Origin of the sequence: Sphingobacterium sp. MYb382, from assembly GCF_037572665.1 — a bacterium.
GTDB lineage: Bacteria > Bacteroidota > Bacteroidia > Sphingobacteriales > Sphingobacteriaceae > Sphingobacterium.
The window spans coordinates 157,992-176,893 of sequence record NZ_JBBGZT010000023.1; the positions used below are offsets into that span (position 1 = coordinate 157,992).

Annotated in this window: 12 protein-coding genes; 3 read left to right on the forward strand and 9 right to left on the reverse strand. The window is 41.8% G+C overall.

What is annotated here, in order from left to right:
• Positions 1-9: 9 nt before the first annotated feature.
• The gene (locus tag WH223_RS10350; protein WP_340047545.1) at positions 10-882 is read left to right on the forward strand and encodes an OmpA family protein; all 873 of its coding nucleotides are present in this window, start codon (positions 10-12) and stop codon (positions 880-882) included.
• Positions 883-1,206: 324 nt separating this feature from the next.
• On the opposite strand, the gene nhaA is transcribed toward WH223_RS10350, so the two are convergent.
• The 5 genes from nhaA to WH223_RS10375 form a co-directional block, all read right to left on the reverse strand.
• Entirely contained in the window at positions 1,207-2,379 is a 1,173-nt protein-coding gene (gene nhaA, locus WH223_RS10355; RefSeq protein WP_340047546.1) for a Na+/H+ antiporter NhaA, read from the reverse strand.
• Between the two features lie 320 nt (positions 2,380-2,699).
• On the reverse strand, positions 2,700-4,169 hold the full coding sequence (locus WH223_RS10360; RefSeq protein WP_340047547.1) for a RagB/SusD family nutrient uptake outer membrane protein: 1,470 nt from the start codon (positions 4,167-4,169) through the stop codon (positions 2,700-2,702).
• Positions 4,170-4,186: 17 nt separating this feature from the next.
• Complete coding sequence (locus WH223_RS10365) at positions 4,187-7,363, reverse strand: SusC/RagA family TonB-linked outer membrane protein (RefSeq protein ID WP_340047548.1); 3,177 nt, start codon at positions 7,361-7,363, stop codon at positions 4,187-4,189.
• A 154-nt stretch (positions 7,364-7,517) separates the two neighbouring features.
• Positions 7,518-8,570, reverse strand: coding sequence for a dipeptide epimerase (locus WH223_RS10370; RefSeq protein ID WP_340047549.1), 1,053 nt, complete (start codon positions 8,568-8,570; stop codon positions 7,518-7,520).
• Between the two features lie 11 nt (positions 8,571-8,581).
• Positions 8,582-9,808 carry a C40 family peptidase gene (locus tag WH223_RS10375; RefSeq protein ID WP_340047550.1) on the reverse strand — a complete coding sequence of 409 codons (1,227 nt, stop codon included), beginning with the start codon at positions 9,806-9,808 and terminating at the stop codon, positions 8,582-8,584.
• Positions 9,809-10,057: 249 nt separating this feature from the next.
• Between WH223_RS10375 and WH223_RS10380 the strand changes: the two genes are divergently transcribed.
• Together WH223_RS10380 and msrA are read left to right on the forward strand one after the other, a co-directional pair.
• Entirely contained in the window at positions 10,058-11,071 is a 1,014-nt protein-coding gene (locus tag WH223_RS10380; protein WP_340047551.1) for a N(4)-(beta-N-acetylglucosaminyl)-L-asparaginase, read from the forward strand.
• Between the two features lie 81 nt (positions 11,072-11,152).
• Positions 11,153-11,671 carry a peptide-methionine (S)-S-oxide reductase MsrA gene (gene msrA / locus WH223_RS10385; RefSeq protein WP_340047553.1) on the forward strand — a complete coding sequence of 173 codons (519 nt, stop codon included), beginning with the start codon at positions 11,153-11,155 and terminating at the stop codon, positions 11,669-11,671.
• Between the two features lie 127 nt (positions 11,672-11,798).
• Here the strand turns inward: msrA and WH223_RS10390 are convergent, their stop codons facing one another.
• The 4 genes from WH223_RS10390 to WH223_RS10405 all read right to left on the reverse strand — a co-directional run bounded on the left by WH223_RS10390 (position 11,799) and on the right by WH223_RS10405 (position 18,821).
• Entirely contained in the window at positions 11,799-12,314 is a 516-nt protein-coding gene (locus WH223_RS10390; protein WP_340047554.1) for a hypothetical protein, read from the reverse strand.
• 129 nt (positions 12,315-12,443) lie between these two features.
• On the reverse strand, positions 12,444-15,140 hold the full coding sequence (locus WH223_RS10395) for a DNA gyrase/topoisomerase IV subunit A (RefSeq protein WP_340047556.1): 2,697 nt from the start codon (positions 15,138-15,140) through the stop codon (positions 12,444-12,446).
• 130 nt (positions 15,141-15,270) lie between these two features.
• The gene (locus WH223_RS10400; RefSeq protein ID WP_340047557.1) at positions 15,271-16,269 is read right to left on the reverse strand and encodes a cytochrome-c peroxidase; all 999 of its coding nucleotides are present in this window, start codon (positions 16,267-16,269) and stop codon (positions 15,271-15,273) included.
• A gap of 32 nt (positions 16,270-16,301) precedes the next feature.
• Entirely contained in the window at positions 16,302-18,821 is a 2,520-nt protein-coding gene (locus WH223_RS10405; RefSeq protein WP_340047558.1) for a DUF5686 and carboxypeptidase-like regulatory domain-containing protein, read from the reverse strand.
• Between the last annotated feature and the right edge of the window lie 81 nt (positions 18,822-18,902).

Sequence of the window (18,902 nt, forward strand, 5' to 3'; positions counted from 1 at the left end):
AATAAAGGTATGATAAATAAAAGGGTAATAACGATGTCTGTTTTGGCATCTGGCTTGTTCTTAGCGAGCTGTGTTAGCAACAAGAAGTATGTCGCGCTTCAGACGCAACATCAGGATTTAGCTTCGCTCTATCAAAAAGGTCAATTGGACTTAGCTGAAAGCAGATCACGCGTGAAAAGCTTAGAGGACCAATTGGAATATGAACGTAAAAACAATGGTACGTTGAAAGATGCGTTAGCACGCTTGCAAGGTACATTGGATAATAGTATTAACCAAAACTCACAAGGTAACGCAAATATCTCAAAGCTTGTTGATGAGATCAATGCCTCCAATAAGTACATCCAGCACTTAGTGAACACGAAAAACAAAAGCGATTCTCTTAACGTAGTATTAACGAACAACTTAACACGCTCATTGAGCAGAGAAGAGTTACGTGATGTTGATGTTAAGGTGTTGAAAGGTGTTGTTTACATCTCTTTGTCTGACAACATGTTGTACCGTTCTGGTAGCTACGAAATTTCTGACAAAGCTGGTGAGACATTGAGTAAAATCGCTAAAATTATCCAAGATTACAAAGATTACGAGGTGTTAATCGAGGGTAATACAGATGCAGATCCAATCTCTAAACCAAATATTCGCAACAACTGGGATTTAAGTACGCTACGTGCTTCATCTGTTGTACAAGCTTTACAAACGCAATATGGTGTAGAACCAAAACGTTTGACAGCTGGTGGTCGTGGCCAATACAATCCAATTGCAGACAACAATACGCCTGATGGAAAAGCACGCAACCGTCGTACGCAAATTATCATCACCCCTAAATTGGATCAATTTATGGAGTTGATTGACAAAGCGCCAGAATCAGCAACGGAAGCTTTATAAGCTAAAGTTTTAGTTTAGATAAATCATTGTAAAAGGCTACACGAGTGAGATACTCGTGTAGCCTTTTTAGTTAGTTGCAAATTATTAGCAAAAGCTTGATGGCCAACATAGCCTGCCAAGCGTGAGGTCTCTAGATGTCGATAATCTATTCGGAAATTTTGGAGACCGCATACTTCGTTACAGCTGCCAGTCGTGAGATTCCTCCCATTGTTCGAAATGAAGGCATAAACTTGACGGCATAAATGTGAGGGTAGTACAAAACAAACAAAGCCTTGAAGAACTATCCTTCAAGGCTTTGTTTATTACCTATTTAAATATAGACTACTATCCTTTTTTCTTACTTAAAGCCGATAGAAACAAATATCCAGAGATACCCGCAACGAGTGAACCTACCAAGACAGCGAGCTTAGCCTCCTCGATATACAAAGGATCGGAGAAGGAAAGCAATGAAACAAAGATAGACATGGTAAAACCTATACCACCCAGCATGGCTACGCCAAAGATATGCGGCCAGCGGCTTAACTCAGGGAGCTTCGCTAATCCTGATTTAACACATATCCAGCTGGTTAAAAATATTCCAGCCGTTTTCCCGACTACAAGACCTAGAATAATTCCGAGACCTAAAGGCGAGGTAAGACCACCTACCATTTCCGACTGAAAGGTAATATTGGTATTCACCAAGGCAAATAGCGGAACAATCAATAAATTAACCGGCTTCACTAATATATGCTCTAAGCGCTCAAGAGGCGAAGGATTACTTCCTTTATTAGTAGGCAAGGTCATCGCAACTAAAACACCCGCAATCGTAGCGTGAATACCTGAATGGTGAATGAAATACCAGATAAACAATCCTGGCACCAGATACATCCAAATACGCTTCACACCTAGACGATTGAACACAAGGAGCAACACAAACACTAAAGCTGCATAAAGCAAATAGGAGACATGTAGGCTTGTCGAATAGAAGAAGGCAATTACCAGGATAGCCAAAAGGTCATCCACAATGGCTAAGGCCGCCAAGAACACTTTCAGCGACAGCGGAACACGCTTCCCTAAGAGGCCAACAACGGCCAAGGCAAAGGCAATATCTGTCGCCATGGGAATCCCCCAGCCATGAGCAGTATCAGCACCCGTATTTAAGGCGATGTAGATACCCGCAGGAACAATAGCGCCACCAATGGCCGCTAAGATGGGCAATGCTGCCTTACGTGGCGAGGACAACTCACCTTCGACGAGTTCTCTTTTTATCTCGAGCCCCACTAAAAGGAAGAAGATGGCCATCAGCCCATCATTAATCCAAGCAGACAGGCTATAGTTTAACTGCAAAAATTCGTTTTCATAGCCAACAGTGGTCGACAAGAAATTTGTAAATCCTGCTGCCAATGGACTGTTTGCGATACCTAAAGATAGGAGCAAACAGCTAAACAGTAGTATCCCAGAACCTGTACTCGAATTAAAAAATTCTTTGAAACTTTGAAGGTTTATTGACTTTCCCATAGCACGAATATATACATAAAATAGGGCTTTAATGCTGTTTTCAGGCATAAATCGACCTATTTAGCAAATAAAAACACAGCACAATACTAAGGCTATTTTAAGCGCTCTAGACAAGCTGTAGCCCAAAAACCAAGACATGGGTAGATAATTGCGCAAACGTTGCGCAGACGCGTTTATACACTACAATTATAAGACTTCAACTTTGCGCTATCAGGCGACTTTCCAGCAAATTAAAAAAGCCTCTCTATCCATGTTGTTCATGACTAGAGAGGCTTGCTTAAAAAGGGTATAGATTTTAGCTTAAAACCCTAGATAATAGATTAATTGTAACCCGGATTCTGTTGCGCTTTGATGCCTGGATTTGCCAACATCTCATCTTCACTGATTGGCAAAATATACTTTGCGAACGAGCGGTTGATGCTTGCTGGACGTGAAGGAATACTAATCGCCGCAAAAGCGTCATCAAAATTTATCGTTTTATTCAGACGAATCATATCGAAGTAACGTAAACCTTCACCAAAGAACTCTTTACTTTTCTCCGCTAAAATAAGGTCTTCCGTTACATTAGCCGCGGTGATAGAAGGCAAATTTGGCGAACGTTTATGAATTTCTTGCGCATACTTAGCCGCCTTTGTTTTATCAACCGTTGTCGCTTTAAGTGCTGCTTCGGCTGCTATCAAATAAACCTCCGATAAACGGATAACCTTAATGTTTACAGCCGTGTAGTTAGCTGTACCTTTATCGCCACTAAATGTTGTCGACCCTAAATACTTATAGCAAGAACCCATACGTGTTGCATTCGACTCATCACGTGCCATTACGCCTAGTCTAACATCATCTTTATCAGCTCCTAATGCGGTTAAGAATGGAGTAGCCGCCAAGAAGTTACCTAACGCACCCGTTTGATGTCCGCGACGCATAAAATAGAAGCCCAGGGAGTTGCGTGCTAAGTCGGCCTGATTTTGCTCAATTACCAACTCAAAGATAGACTCGCTACCGAACTGACTTTTCCATGAATTCACCCACTGACTATTATCATATAAGCTGTATACTTTGCTATTAATAACTTCCTCAGCTGCCGCCAATGCCTTATCATAATCCCCCATGGTTAAGTATACACGTGCTTGAAGCGATTTATTCGCATAATAGTTTAGGTAGCCATCACGTTTAGTTTTTGGCAATCCGGATTCAGCAGCTACCAAATCGGCAAGGATTTGCTTGTAGTTTTCTTCTACTGTAGCACGTAGTGGCTTCTCATTAGCACCCAGTGTTTTGATAATCGCAGGTACTCCAAAAGCAGTTTTATCATCGGTATACGACTTACCATAAATGCGCACCAAATCAAAGTATGCCAAGGCGCGGATTGTTAAAGCCTCTGCTTTTGCTAAGTCAAAATTCTCCAAGGTACCTTGAGCCTTAAGCTTCTCAATATTTTCTAATAAGTTGTTCGCCTGAAAAATAGCGTTGTAAATACTCGTCCAGAAGGTCGAAAAACTATTGGTTTGCGGATTATGGTTGAACGTATACATAGCATCCAAACCGCGCCCCTGAGAGAATAAAGTAACATCACCACCTTTGGCATCGCCGTAGGCAACAAAATTACGACCATAGTAACTGGAAGAGGTCATACCTCGATGAATACCGTTGATAATAACTTGCGCATCACCAACTGTTTTTATTGCGTTCGCTGCATCGCTCGCATTTGTAGGTTCTACATCGAGAAAGCCCTTACACGAAGAGGCTCCCGTAAGGAGAAGCGTTGCTATAAATAGATTGAAATATTTTTTCATTTTACCTAGTATTAAAATTAGAAACTGATGTCTATACCAAACGTATAAGTTTTGCCAAAAGGCATTTCCCAACCACGTGTGCCATATTGATTCACTTCTGGATCAGCCATCTTGTATTTGCTTGCTGTAAACAGGTTTGTACCGTTAAAGAAAATACGCGCATTAGCTATTTTCGCTTTCTCCACGATATGCGTAGGCAAGCGGTACGCAAAATTGATGTTTTTCAAGCGTATGAAAGAAGCGTTATAAATATGGCGACTACTAAACTGGATAGCATCCGTCAAATCATTTCCATCAATCTTCGGCTGTGTACCCGTTGGGTTACTTGGTGACCACATATTGTCGTAATACTGCTTAGAGCGTATTCTTTCCCAGTAGTAACCATCATCGTTAACATCCTTCTCCGCACCATCATAAAGCTTACCACCAATTTTGTAATTGAAGTTAAAGCCTAAGCTGAACCCTTGGTATTCGAAGTCCGTATTAATACCACCATATACTTTAGGAACGGCAGAACCAATAATTACACGGTCAGCCTTACCATAGTTGTATGTTGCTGCACGTCCGTTATAGTCGAAGTCGGAAACCGAATTATTGGTATACCATACATTCTTTCCATTCTCTGGGTTCACACCAGCCCATTCGTAGCCGTAAAAAGAAAGTACAGAAGCACCCTCACGGTAAACAAATTCTGCACGATTGTCATTTCCTGTAGGATCAGTCCATACTACATCCTTACCTTCGTCAAGCTTCTTCACCTTAGAGGTTAAGAAGGCTGCATTGACACGAGCCGACCATTTGAACTTATCTGTCGCGATTAAATCGCCGCCTAAATCAACCTCAATACCACTATTGTTGATGACACCAATATTCTGTAGGGTAGAGTAGAAACCTGTTGTTCCTGAGGAACGAACATCTTGTAGAAGTCCTTTAGAATCTCTATTGAAATATTCTACCGATCCAGAAAGTCTATTTTTGAACAAGCCAAATTCTAATGCTAAATCATACGTATAGCTTTTCTCCCAGGTAAGATTGGGATTACCTAAGCCCGTCACTACACCACCTGGATTGCTTTTGTAGTTGCTACGGTAGTACAATAAGGTCTTCCACGCGAACAGATCGGTTGGCAAAGTACCATTCACACCATAGGAAGCACGTAGACGTAAGTTATTAACCTCCGGAAGCGCATTTTTTAAGAACTCCTCTTTATGCAAGCTCCACGCACCAGAAACAGACCAGAATGTGCCCCAACGGTTATCTGGACTTAAACGTGAAGAGCCATCACGGCGGAAAGATCCACCAAGGAAATATTTCTCCCCATAGTTATAATCCAAACGACCTAAGCCAGACATCAAATTGCTGCCCCAGCCGTAAGCTTCCGCTTTGAAATTAGAACCTGTACCAATAGATGTTGACGTACTCGAAGCTAGGTTTACGCTGTTGCTAAATTGGTAGTCTGTTGTGTTTTTCTCCGTTTCAAAACCTGCTAATGCACTTACGTTGTGCAAGCCAAAGCTTTTAGTGTAGTTCAACGTGCTTGTCGATACATATTTACGGATATTAGTGCTCCATTTGCTGGACGACCCTTTATCGGTCAAACCGTTAAAGTGCAGTGCCGAGAAGTATAAATCTTCTTTCACTTCCGAATTATCGAAGGAGAAGATTGTTTTAGCCACTAAGCCATCCGTAATTTTCCAGGATAAGGATTGTAAAGCCGATAAGCGCAACGTTTTGGAATTGTTATCCCATTGTTGGTTATAGTAATCCGAGTTGTAGGCTAAACTACCATACTGCGCCGTCCATGGTTTTCCTGTTTTATAATCCGTAGGATGGTAAAATGGGAATAATAAATTGCGGGACTGAAAGTAAGGGTTGGCACCTGTAGAGCGCGTGTCATTAAAGCCTGTTTTTGATGTGTTTGCTAAGTTTAAGTTCACGTCATAATCGACATTCTTAAATACCTTTTGCGACAAGTTTAAACGGCCAGAAACACGGTCATATGCGTTCATGATAGCTCGCCCTTTATCTTTTGTGTAGGATAGGGAGCTGTAGTATTTCGTGCTTTCTGTTCCACCACTTAAGGAAAGGTCATTGGTTTGAAAAATACCGGTACGGAACAAATAATCTTCCCAATCAAAGAATTTGCCTTCTCTATTCTCAATACCGTCGGTCATTCCCAAGATTTTGACATTCGCCATCCTAGAGGCATCAGGAACTTCAAACTTATAGCCATGCTTATTAAAACGGTTATTTATCTGTCCTAAAGCATAGGTGCTCGCTTCCGCATCGGAATAATATTCAGTAGAATTAGGTTTCTTATTGGAAGTACGGTAATCATGGAATATTTGGTACTCCATATTAATTTGCGCTTGTGGATCAGCAGCCTCATAGTTATTGGTCGCCCAAGTAGGCGTAAAACCAATAGAGGAACGTAAATTTAAAGTAGGCTTGCCCGTCTTTCCGCGTTTGGTGGTGATAACGATAACACCGTTGGCCGCTCTAGAACCATACAATGCCGATGCTGCAGCATCCTTCAATACCGTGATAGATTCAATATCCGCAGGGTTTAAGGTACTCATAATATTGGACGTCGAATTGATCTGGTCATTCATCTGCCCAACATTCCCCGATACAACAGGTACACCATCAATAACATAAAGCGGGTCACTTGAGGCGTTCATAGAACCAATACCACGCACGCGCACGCTGCTCGTAGCACCTGCCTGTCCGGAAGTTGCCGTAATTTGCACCCCAGGAATACGTCCATTTAAAGCCGACTCAAAAGAAGTCGTCGGAACATCCTTTATCTCATCTTGCTTAATGGAGGAGGCAGAACCTGTATAGGTACTTTTCTTAGCCGTTCCGTAGGCTACGACAATAACTTCATCCAATGCTTGATCATTGCTAACCAATTTAAGACTTAGCGTTTTACGTCCCGCCAGATTCACTTCTTGTGTTTGGAAGCCTACGGCTGAAACGACAAGAGTCGCATTTGGGTTCGCATTGAGCGTAAATAAACCACTTTCATTACTGGAAGTACCGATGCTGGTACCTTTTATCGTGACGGTAACGCCCGACAAAGGATCGCCATTGACATCCGTAATTTTACCAGCAACCGCAGTTTGTTGTGCATTAACAACTTGCATAGCGCTACAAGCCATCAAACACATGGAGGTTAGTAAAAATTTATTCATAATTTGTAGGATTTGTTGATCTAATATAGGTTTTTATAGCTTAGATTGTTAAATAAATATTAAAAAACATTATCTACGGAAGATTTTTGCGGAAAAAGAAGCGATACGTAACACTATTGCAAAAAAAACAGCCCGAAGGCTGTTTTAATAGTTGTTAATTTTTTATTACACCAATTCCTGGACGATCTGGCAAGCGGCAAAGCCCATTTACCACTTCCATACCCTGAAAAATATCGTTACCAATTAGTAAAGCACCGTCTAAATCTGCCCAATCTACTAAAGGAGCCAATTGTGCCGCCGCAGAAATCGCGCAGGAGGTTTCCGTCATACAGCCTAGCATCACTTTCATCTCTAGCGCACGTGCCAATTCTGCCATTTTCTTCGCTTCGCGCATTCCCGTACATTTCATAAGCTTAATATTAATGCCGGTATACACCCCTTTAAGGGCTGCTACATCCGCATAGCGCTGACAGCCTTCATCAGCAATCGTTGGAATTGGAGAGCGCTCCGTGAGCCATGCATTATCATCGATCTGCTCTTTAGGCATTGGCTGCTCCAAGAAGGTGACACCGCGCTCAGCAAGCCAATGCGACATCGCTAAGGCTTCTTCTTTATTTTTCCAGCCTTGGTTGACGTCTGCACATAAAGGCACATCCGTTACCGAGCGAATGGTATCGATAATCATCTTATCGGTCGCTAAGCCTAATTTTACTTTCAATATTTTAAACTGACCCGCTTCCGCTACTTTTTGTCGAATAACCTCTTCGGTATCAATACCGATAGTGAAAGAAGTAGGCGGAATTAAATCTGGGTTTAAGCCCCATATTTTATAAAATGGCTGCTGCATCAGCTTGCCCAGCAAATCATGCAACGCAATATCTACAGCTGCCTTTGCGGCCGTATTCTTCGCATCGATCGTATCGACGTAATGTAGAATCTCTTCGGTCTGGAATGGCGAGTTGAAGGCTGCAAGGTCTACTTTACGTAGGAAAGCCGTTACCGACTCTTGCGATTCACCAAGGTAGGGAGGCATACTCGCTTCACCATAGCCGACAAATCCTTCATATTCGAGTTCGGTGAGTACTACGGGTGTTGTGGTGCGACTAAAAGACGCTACCGTAAACACGTGACGCATCTCCAAGGTATAAGGCTTAAAGCGTAGGGTAAACTTACCCATTTTAATGCTTGTCCATTCTGTGCTACTCATCTTATATAAGCTTATTTTGTGTAATAGGTACTTTCTGAAACTTTTTGAACGGCTGGATCGGCACTACCGAGGTAGCGACGTGCAGCAACAACAGTACGGGTCTGGAAATCATCGTAATTGGCAGCATCTTTCAGCATGCTATTGATGCGCACCGTACCTGCGGCATGGATAAAGGTACCATTGCCAATGTATAAGGCTACATGCGTTACTCGTGCATTTGCTCTTTTCCCTTTGCCTGCGGCAAAGAATAATAAGTCGGCAGGTTTAAGGTTTTTTAGTGCTTTGGTCGCATCAAACTCCTCGTTAGCATCTAAAATATCGACCGACTCCCCATGAAGAACCTGCTGCGAAGCGTCGCGTGGAATGACATAGCCATTCATAAAGAAAGACGTTTTTGTAAAACCACTACAGTCCACACCTTTAACGGATGTACCGCCCCATAAGTAGGGTAGCCCCAGCATAGATTTAGCGCTCGTTAGCACATTATCTGCCGTAGGCTGTCGTGTTTTAAGCCAATCGGTGAAAGATTCGGCCTCTACTTTAGGGATGAAAGCCAAACGTTTATCGGGATACTCTACTTCGTAGAAGTTACCTTTTACATTTTTTAGGACTAAAATATCACCATATACAAGATCCGAAACACGCTGGCTCTTCACATCCGCATTGGAATACGAACGGCCAAACTCGGCTGTATAGATTAATTTCTTTGCGGCTTTCCACTGCGCCGCTTCGGCAGGAGCTAGTGCTACCACAGAAGAAGTTGGCACCCAAGCGATATAGCCTTCAGGCGTGCGCACACGGTAGTCGCCACTATCTTCATCTAGAATATCAACCTGCGCACCCAATAACACCTGGGTTGCCATTTCTGCAGCATGATCAGGCTTGGTACGTAGATTTGCAACGGAAAGGTTCACAATGCCTACTGTTTTATTTTTCACCTTTTCGGAAGGAAAAAGTTCTACCTTAAAATTCCCTTTAAGTGTTGCAAACTTCGCATGTAGCTCTTCTTGCACGTTTTTCTCCGTTGTCTTTACCACATAGCTGTTGGTTGCCACATCAGCTTGCGCCAGCTCTATTAAGCGCAGTCTTTTATCCGGGGCATGCGCTGTCTTTGCCTGTGTAAGTACATCTTGAACCTTAAAATAAACGGTGGAATCAGCTTGCGCTTGTGCATAGTAACTACCCGAAAGTAGAAGCCCAAAGACGAGGGATTTTTTAAAATAGGATCTTATCATCATAAAAAGGTATTTTAATGTGCATTAGGTCTGCTCACTTCTTGCATGTTTTGATTTGTTTTATGCAACAACTCGAACCAATCAGCATATACAAACATAAGTATTTCTATTTAATACCTGCTATTATTTCCCACAGAAAATAGCAGTCTTAGGCTGTAACAAATTTGAATCATGGGTTACGCTTCATTTGTCAACCAAATTTAAAGAGCACTAAAACGTTTTTTAGTATCTTGCATGCGTAAACAGAGTATTATGCGTTCAAGACGAAATTTTATAAAACAATCTATTTTCGGCGCTGCCGCACTAGGGGTAGCTCCAAGTTTGGTGCAGGCAAGCACGAAGCGTGTGGTTACTAAACCTATTGTAATATCGACATGGGATTTTGGTGTTGCAGCCAACCAAGCTGCTTGGAAGGTACTTTCAAAAAATGGAAAAGCTATCGATGCTGTTGAACAGGGCGTACGTGTTGCTGAATCCGACCTAGACAATCCTACGGTTGGAAAAGGAGGCTACCCAGATCGCGACGGCCATGTCACACTTGATGCTTGTATTATGGATGACCAAGGCAACTGCGGTTCTGTAGCTGCTTTAGAGCACATCGCACATCCTATTTCTGTGGCTCGTTTAGTGATGGAAAAGACGCCTCACGTGATGTTAGTGGGAGAGGGTGCGCTACAATTCGCTTTAGAACAGGGCTTTGAGCAAGAAAACTTACTTATCCCTTCGTCCGAGAAAGCATGGAAAGAATGGCTTAAGGAGAAGAAGTATAAGCCGATTATGAATATCGAGAATAAATCCTTCCAAACGGAACGTCTGCCCGGAAATCAATATAACCACGATACTATTGGTATGCTCGCATTAGATGCCGATGGCAACCTTTCGGGGGCTTGCACAACGAGCGGCATGGCTTTCAAGATGCGTGGACGTGTGGGCGATAGCCCTATTATTGGTGCCGGATTGTATGTAGACAATGAAGTAGGGGGCGCTACCTCTACAGGCGTTGGTGAGGAGGTTATCCGCACTGTTGGAAGCTTCTTGGTTGTCGAGCTGATGCGTCAAGGTTATTCGCCGGAGGCTGCCTGTAAAGAGGCTGTAGAGCGTATCATCAAGAAGAAACCCGCAATCGCGAAGGAGATACAAGTTGGATTTCTAGCTTTAAACAAAAAAGGGGAATATGGCTCCTATGCTTTGCAAAGTGGATTTACCTATGCAGTATGCACAAAAGAGAAGCAAGATTTACTCATTAAAGGAAAACATATTTACTAGTAGCGCAATTGTGACATAAGGCTGTTGGCATTTGCCATATAGCGCCTTATTTTTGCGCACAGATACATTTAATATTTTAAAATGAAAGCTACATTTGGCGGAGGCTGCTTCTGGTGTACAGAAGTTATATTTCAACATACCGAAGGGGTGAATACAGTACTTCCAGGTTATATGGGAGGAAAAACAGAACAACCAACCTATAAGGAGGTTTGTAATGGCGATACAGAACATGTGGAAGTGGTGCAGCTGGATTTTGATCCTGCAAAAGTAAGCTTTCTGGAGCTGCTTGCTATTTTCTTCAAAACACACGACCCAACCACGTTAAATAGACAGGGTGAGGATGTAGGAACACAATACCGCTCGGCTGTATTTTTCCATAACGATGAGCAGAAAGTAGAGGCAACGCAATTTATTCAAGCCTTAACGGCTGAAGAGGTTTATGCAAGTCCGATTGTGACGGCTGTAGAAGAAGCGGTTACTTTTTGGGAGGCCGAAGACTATCACCATGATTACTTCAACCAAAACCCTGGAAATCCATTCTGCGCAGCAGTAATTGCCCCTAAGCTACAGAAGTTTCTAAAGGCATATAAGAAAGACTAAGTATAATTTCTTAACGATTTAGTAAATAGCCATTTCCCTAGAAATGGCTATTTACGTTTTATAACAGGTTCCGCTAGAGCGCAGTTTTTTATTTAGACAAAATCACCACGTTTCGAACCGTCAATCTCTAGCTGATAAAATCGTAATAGGCAGGCGGATTACCATTTAACGCTTCAATATATTTTTCTTTAAACTCGGTGAATGATGTAGCGATAGCAACAACATCCTCATATTCCGGTTCACGGCCATAGAAAAATTTCCCTTTATTGTGTGCCGCAATACCTACAGCAACATATTGATAACCATTTTTTACGGAAAATAAGATAGGCAGGTGGGAAGACCAAAAGGCGGCAATATCAGCCATTAGTGTATCACTAGCAGCCATCATGCTTTGTTGCTCAAACTCATTCCATGGAAATGCGTTTTCGCTTTCATCGCTATAATCCATCGCAGAAAGAAACCAAACGGTGTCCGCTGGGTTGGCACAGACGGCAAACGAATGAATAAATTCTTTAACGTCAAAAGGAACATGTGCCAAACGGCCATCAGCGAAGGTGCTAATATCAAAGTTTTGATGTGTAGCAGAGTTGCTTACAACCCAGTGTGCTTGTTTTAAAGCATTGATAAAAAATGAGTTTTCCATAGCGCTTAAATAAAAGTAAATACGACAAACTATGTACTAATATCCTAATAAGATAGCTATCTGCGTGTTAAAAAAACATAAAGCATAAAAAAAGGCGTTTTAAACGCCTTTTTTTATGCTTTATACAAACTAGAACAAGGTAGTTTGTCCTTTATCATCCAGCTGAACATCATCTGGATTTGTAATCTCTAAACTGATACCTTCACTTGCAGGAGGCGTTGAACCTTCTTCATCTTCCGCTGATTTCTCATCAGCAGGAGCTTCGGTCGCTTTACCATCAGCTGTAAATGCAGCCATATCCAATTCCTCTGTTGTCAAGGTTACTTTATCTACTGTATGGAAAGAAAGTCTATTACCTTGCGCTTTCATACCCTTAACATCAATAACCTCATTCAATACTTGAGCCATGGTCTCTGGTGTTTGCGATTTTCCTTTTAGCAGATCTAAACGTACAATCGGATTTTCACCATTCGTTAATAAGGTCAACGCTGAGCCTGGGCTATCATTGATGATCGACACCCGTTTACCAACCGGCTGCTCATCAAAAGCAAATCGTTTTACATAGAATGCATTTGATTTACCATCTTTATGGATAGCGGTGTACACATGCTTAGGTACAAATTTCTCCATGCGGAGTAGCTTCTCATCGAAGTGGTTATTCAAATCGAAGGTGCTACACTCATAAGTTCCATCAGGATAAACAAGCAAAATTTTGTCCTCTGCATCAAACTCACCTAGGTAGCGACCGCGCTCATCCGCATTTAAGCGGTGCAACACATCGTCGAACCAAATTTTGCGTCCTGAAAGGGTAGACCCTCCAGCAGATTTAAACGTCACCTTTTTCAACGGGAACTTAGAAACAATATTTCCTTGCGAAGCTCTACCTTTGATGGCTATCTCCGAGAAGTCTACATCGAACGTAAGCTTACGCAGTTTGGTATGCGGTTTCAACTGGATATTCACAATCTCAGCCTCCCCATTTGGATTAACGGTAAAGTACAATAACTTCGATCCTTTAGCCCCTTTACTAACGTCATATTCTTTATCACGCGTAACAGCTGTTACCGAGAATCGCTTCACATAGGTTGTTCCTCCAGCACCATCCGTATAGATGGCATTATATACCGTGCGGTCGTCAGCTTTCTTGAATACAGCGACATGAACGATATCTTTTCCGACGAACACCTTATCCTGTACTTTGGTAACCATATATTTACCATCAGCACGGAACACGATGATATCGTCAATATCCGAACATTCCGAAACGAACTCATCCTTACGCATACCAGAGCCTATAAATCCTTCCTCACGGTTTACGTAAAGTTTAGCATTAGCTAAAGCCACCTGCGTAGCCTCTACTTTATCGAAAATGCGAAGCTCTGTCTTACGCTCACGTCCTTTAGCATACTTCGTACGTAAATATTCATACCACTTGATACTGTATTCCGTTAAGTTTTTAAGGTTGCGAAGAACAACTTTGATATCATCTTCTAAGGCTTTCATCTGCTCGTCTGCCTTCTTAACGTCAAAGCGCGTGATGCTACTCATCGGCTTATCGATTAATTTTTTGTAATCCTCTGGTAGAATCTCGCGATAAAACTGCGGGAAGAAAGGCATAAACAAGGTATTTAAAACACCGACTACGGTATCGAAATCACCGGCATTCTCATAATCAGCATGCTTATACATACCTTCCTGAATAAAGATTTTCAACAAGGTGCTGAAGAAGATTTTCTCTTGCAATTCATGCAATTTAATCTCTAGCTCTTGCTTTAATAAATCTTTTGTCTGGTTCGTATTCTGGATTAAGATATCATTCACACTCATAAAGTGTGGCTTGTTATCAATAATAACACAGGTATTTGGTGAGATAGACGTTTCACAAGCTGTAAAAGCAAATAAAGCATCAATCGTCACATCAGGAGAGATACCAGGAGCGAGGTGGACAATAATCTCCACATTACCAGCTGTGTTATCTTCAATCTTTTTAATCTTAATCTTGCCTTTATCATTGGCCGACACCACGCTATCAATTAAGCTACCTGTGGTTGTACCAAAAGGAATCTCCGTAATGGCTAGCGTCTTCTTGTCACGCTCTTCAATTTTAGCGCGCACACGCAGCTTTCCACCACGACGGCCTTCATTGTAGTTGCTCACGTCAGCCAATCCACCCGTCAAGAAGTCGGGCACAATATTAGGTCGTTCACCTTTTAATACTTGGATGGACCCATCGATAAGCTCGATGAAGTTGTGCGGCATAATTTTGGTCGCCAAACCTACGGCAATACCTTCAGCACCTTGCGTAAGGAGCAATGGGAATTTAACAGGCAAGGTCACCGGCTCGCGATTACGACCGTCATAACTCAATTGCCATTCCGTCGTATCTGGATTAAAGACAACATCGTTGGCAAACTTAGACAGACGTCCCTCAATATAACGAGGTGCCGCCGCCGAGTCTCCTGTAATCGGGTCACCCCAGTTACCTTGACAATCGATTAATAAGTCTTTCTGACCAATCTGCACCATAGCATCACCAATAGAGGCATCCCCGTGTGGGTGATACTTCATGGTGTTACCGATCACATTGGCCGCCTTATTGTAACGCCCATCATCCATCTCTTTTAAGGAATGGAGAATGCGTCGCTGCACAGGCTTGAAACCATCGTTGATATGTGGAACCGCCCGATCTAAAATAACATAAGAAGCATAGTCTAAAAACCAGCTTTCATACAAGCCTGATAAAGGGATGGTTGTACTGTTTGATTCATGTTCTGCGCTATTTAAATGCTCAGCAGATTCCTCCGGAAAGTTTGTTTCTTCACTCATTTACCCAAAAAACTTCGTGTATTTTAATACGTTTGTACTGAAAGTACGTAAAAATAGTAAAATTTGCTGATTTTATCGTTGCCTACTTTCGCGATTTTGATACGTTAAATAAGTTATCTCCTAAAAAGGATTAATAGGAATTGCTAGCTACAAACTGACGATCAGACAAGGTCTTTAAAAAAGTAAGAAGCTCCTGCTGTTCCCGATCGGTTAAGCTGCGTTGCAGCTGCGCTGTATTCTCCTTTTTCGTATGAAAAGATAAGACACTTTTCAGATCGGCATGAACACCATTATGAAAGTAAGGTGCGCTAAAGTCAATGTTACGTACGGTCGGCACGACAAACGCATAATCGTCTGCCGCAAGCCCTGATATTAGGGAACGCCCTAAGTCTTTACCCACCGCACTATTTACCGCATAGGTAGCCTTGCTAGAAAACAAAGGAGGGATGTGGCAGGATTGACAATTCGCTTGAAAAAGAAGCCAGCCTTTTTGCTCCGCCGCCGTAAACTGTTCACGCTTCTGCATTACCGCATCATACTTGCTCGTCCAGGAGTTTAGCGTACGTAAATACTGAACAAGCGCATCCACAAAATCATGCTCTTCGATTTGCGCCTTGTGTGTATAACGCTTGAATTTATCGGCATAGCCTTCATCCTGGTTCAGACGACTTAGGATAAGGGCCATATCGCTGTGTAGCTCCAAAGAATCTTTAATGGCATTCAGTACGGTCTCTGATAGCTTTGTCGCTCTACCATCAGCAAAGAAGCTCTCTTTCCATAGCAGATTCATCAAAGCAGGCGAGTTACGTTTGGTCAACTGATGATTATCGCCACTGCTATACACCTTATTGAAGTCAGCATAGGCCGCTGTTTGTTGGTGGCAGGAAGCACAGCTAATTTTTTGCCCTAAAGAAAGGATAGGGTCGTTAAAAAAAAAGCGTCCGAGGGTAGCCCCTTGGACGCTTATTGTTCCTGTATCTATCGCCGCCGGAAAATGTGCCGGCGGACGAACTTGTATGTTTGGATCATGACCTAAAAGAAAATTGCGACCTACTAATAACAAAACAACCACAGCAATTATCCCTAAAATAACCGCTTTACCACTGCGGTTAGGCTTAACCTTTTGCATACAAAAACTATTTTTTTATTCTTTTACTCTACTTAAAAATCAAAACGAACACGTGCACGGATACCATGTTTCGGTGCATCTGGCTGATCTAGATAGTTCAGACGGCGAACATAATCAACACGTAAAATCTTGAAGATATTCGTTAAACCGAAACTCGCCTCAACATAAGGTTTGTTGCCAAAGCCGTAGGTGATTTTCTCATGGTCTTCATTCTCTTGAAACTGGAATACATTGTCTGTATACTTAGGGTCATTCTCTCTACGAAGACCACCATAAATAGCTTTCAAACTGAATACCTCACGCAACTTCAACTTCTTAACCAATGGAATTTTATTTAAAATAAAACCATTCATGTAGTACTGAATATTTGTCGATACCGAGTGGTCACTCACGAACTCCAAGAAGTTCATTAAGTTGTATGAACGCAACTGGTAAGCATATGTCTGGTTGGCACGGTGGATATTCAAGAAAGGGAACGGGATGTTATTACCCGCGATATAGTTACCTTCAACATTCACATCCGCAAAACCCAATTGGGAGAAGTAGAAACGTTTGTCAACCCCTAAAGTGAAGTTATGGTAGTCATACTGACCGCCTAACACACCTTTCACGCCAGCTACATAGTTCATGTACAAAATAGGGTACTTGTTGTAGATTGGTGTACGGTACAATTTACCTTGGTAAAATTCCTCATGCGGTGCATAACGAAGTCCTAAAGTAAATTCTGTCGTTTTTAATTCATTAAACAATTTGTTATTACCATTCTCATCCAACATTTGGTAAGTCAAGATACCAGCCGGCTGTTGCTTCGTCTTTGTTGCACCCAAAGTGTAAGAGAAGTTATTGGTGAACTCACGTTTATATTCTATACGGTATACATCATTGTATAAGTAACGCTCATTTTCACCACGCTTGAAGGATAGCAAGAAGTTATCTTCCTGAACAAATTCTAAGTTCTGTCCTGGAATCTTAGTATCACGCATGATGGATCCTCGGATATAATGTTGTGGAAACGTATACACTGATTTATTGTTCAACGCATAAGTACCACTCAAGAAATATTTCCATTTCTCATCTTTGAAACCATAAGCTACATAAGACTCTGCATAGAAACGCTTACTCAAGCGATCGGTTGTACGACCACCCACACGTAAACGGAAACCTTCGACAGGGTTGAAGCTGTAAAAAGTATTCACCGGACCTAATTCGAAAGGACCTAATTGCTTATAGCCCGACAATACCAATGCACTAATATCCATAAAACGTTGGAAAGAGGTCATCAGCTGTAAGCTGTCGATATTCTTGTAAATATTAAGTTCGCGTGTTGCCAAAGGAATAGGACGCTTATTAGACCAATAGTCTTCTGTTGGCGCATCTTTACCTTCGGTATACATCTTCACCACCGCAGGACCTGCAAAAGTGCTGTCCGGACGAACGATACCTGTTTTGAAGTCATCGAAAGTCACCGTACGGTTACCTTTAATACCCGTTCCTTTTTCTGTTAGCGAGAAATCCAAGCCTAAAGAGCTTGTCTTTAAGTAATAGCGGTTATTAGGATCTTTAGCAAAGTCCAATTTAACATCTAAGTCACGAACAAAGTTCAAGTTGATATCATTCGCTACGCTCAATTCTGCTTTTTTAACCGCATACTTACCGTCTAGCGTGATGTATAACTTACCTTGGAATAAAAGATCGGCTTTATTTCTAGGGAAAAAGCTTAACTCTACCAAATACGGTTTCTCCGTCTTAATCGTATCTGTGATATAAAAACGGTAAAAAGTAGGAGATGAACCCGCAATAGGGCTTAAGAATTGGTTTGTTACCAACTCAATATTACTATCGTAGATATCAATATCTTGATAAAGCTTATTGAAGTACGCGCTTAAACCGTTGTTATCAATAAACTTAGGATCAAACTGTGCACGTTGCTCCGCCAAGATCAACTGTTTCGTGGTATTGGGTTTCTTACGGGAATAGATTTGCGACAAACGTTCCTCAATATAAGCTGGTAAGCTATAAGAATTGGTTGTTTCACCTTCATCGGCATCGTCTTTCTCAAATAAGAACTGATAGTTTTTGAATGCTTTTTTATTCTTAAACTTCTCAGATATATTACTTAAACCCAAAGAAACCTTTTCATACTGCTGAAATTCAGCGTAGTCATATGCTTCAACTCTATTCTCCTGTTTGTGCTCAATTACCTTACGGATAAGCTCCACAGCAGGGTTATTCTTATTGGAATACTTGGCGCGTTTTGGCGCTTTAACAACGATAGTCTCAATGGTGTTGTCTTCAGGCACCAAGTAAATATTCATCGATTGCGCTTGCTCCGCATTCACACTGACATCCTGCGATTCATAGCCTAAATAACTAAACCTCACTTTGGAATAGCGAGGGTCAAGCTTTAGCGTAAATGAACCGTTATCGTCTGTAGAAGTAGCAATAGTACTACCAATAAGAGCCACTGTAGCGTAGCCGATAGGTTGTTTAGTAGTCACGTCCATAACTTTACCTTTAAGGTATACGGTCTGGGCGAATGTTATTTGGGCCATAAGAAACAACAAAATTGTCATCCCAAATTTTCCAACGTAATTTTTTGTAGTGTGTCTTGACATAAGTTCTGTTATTGATCA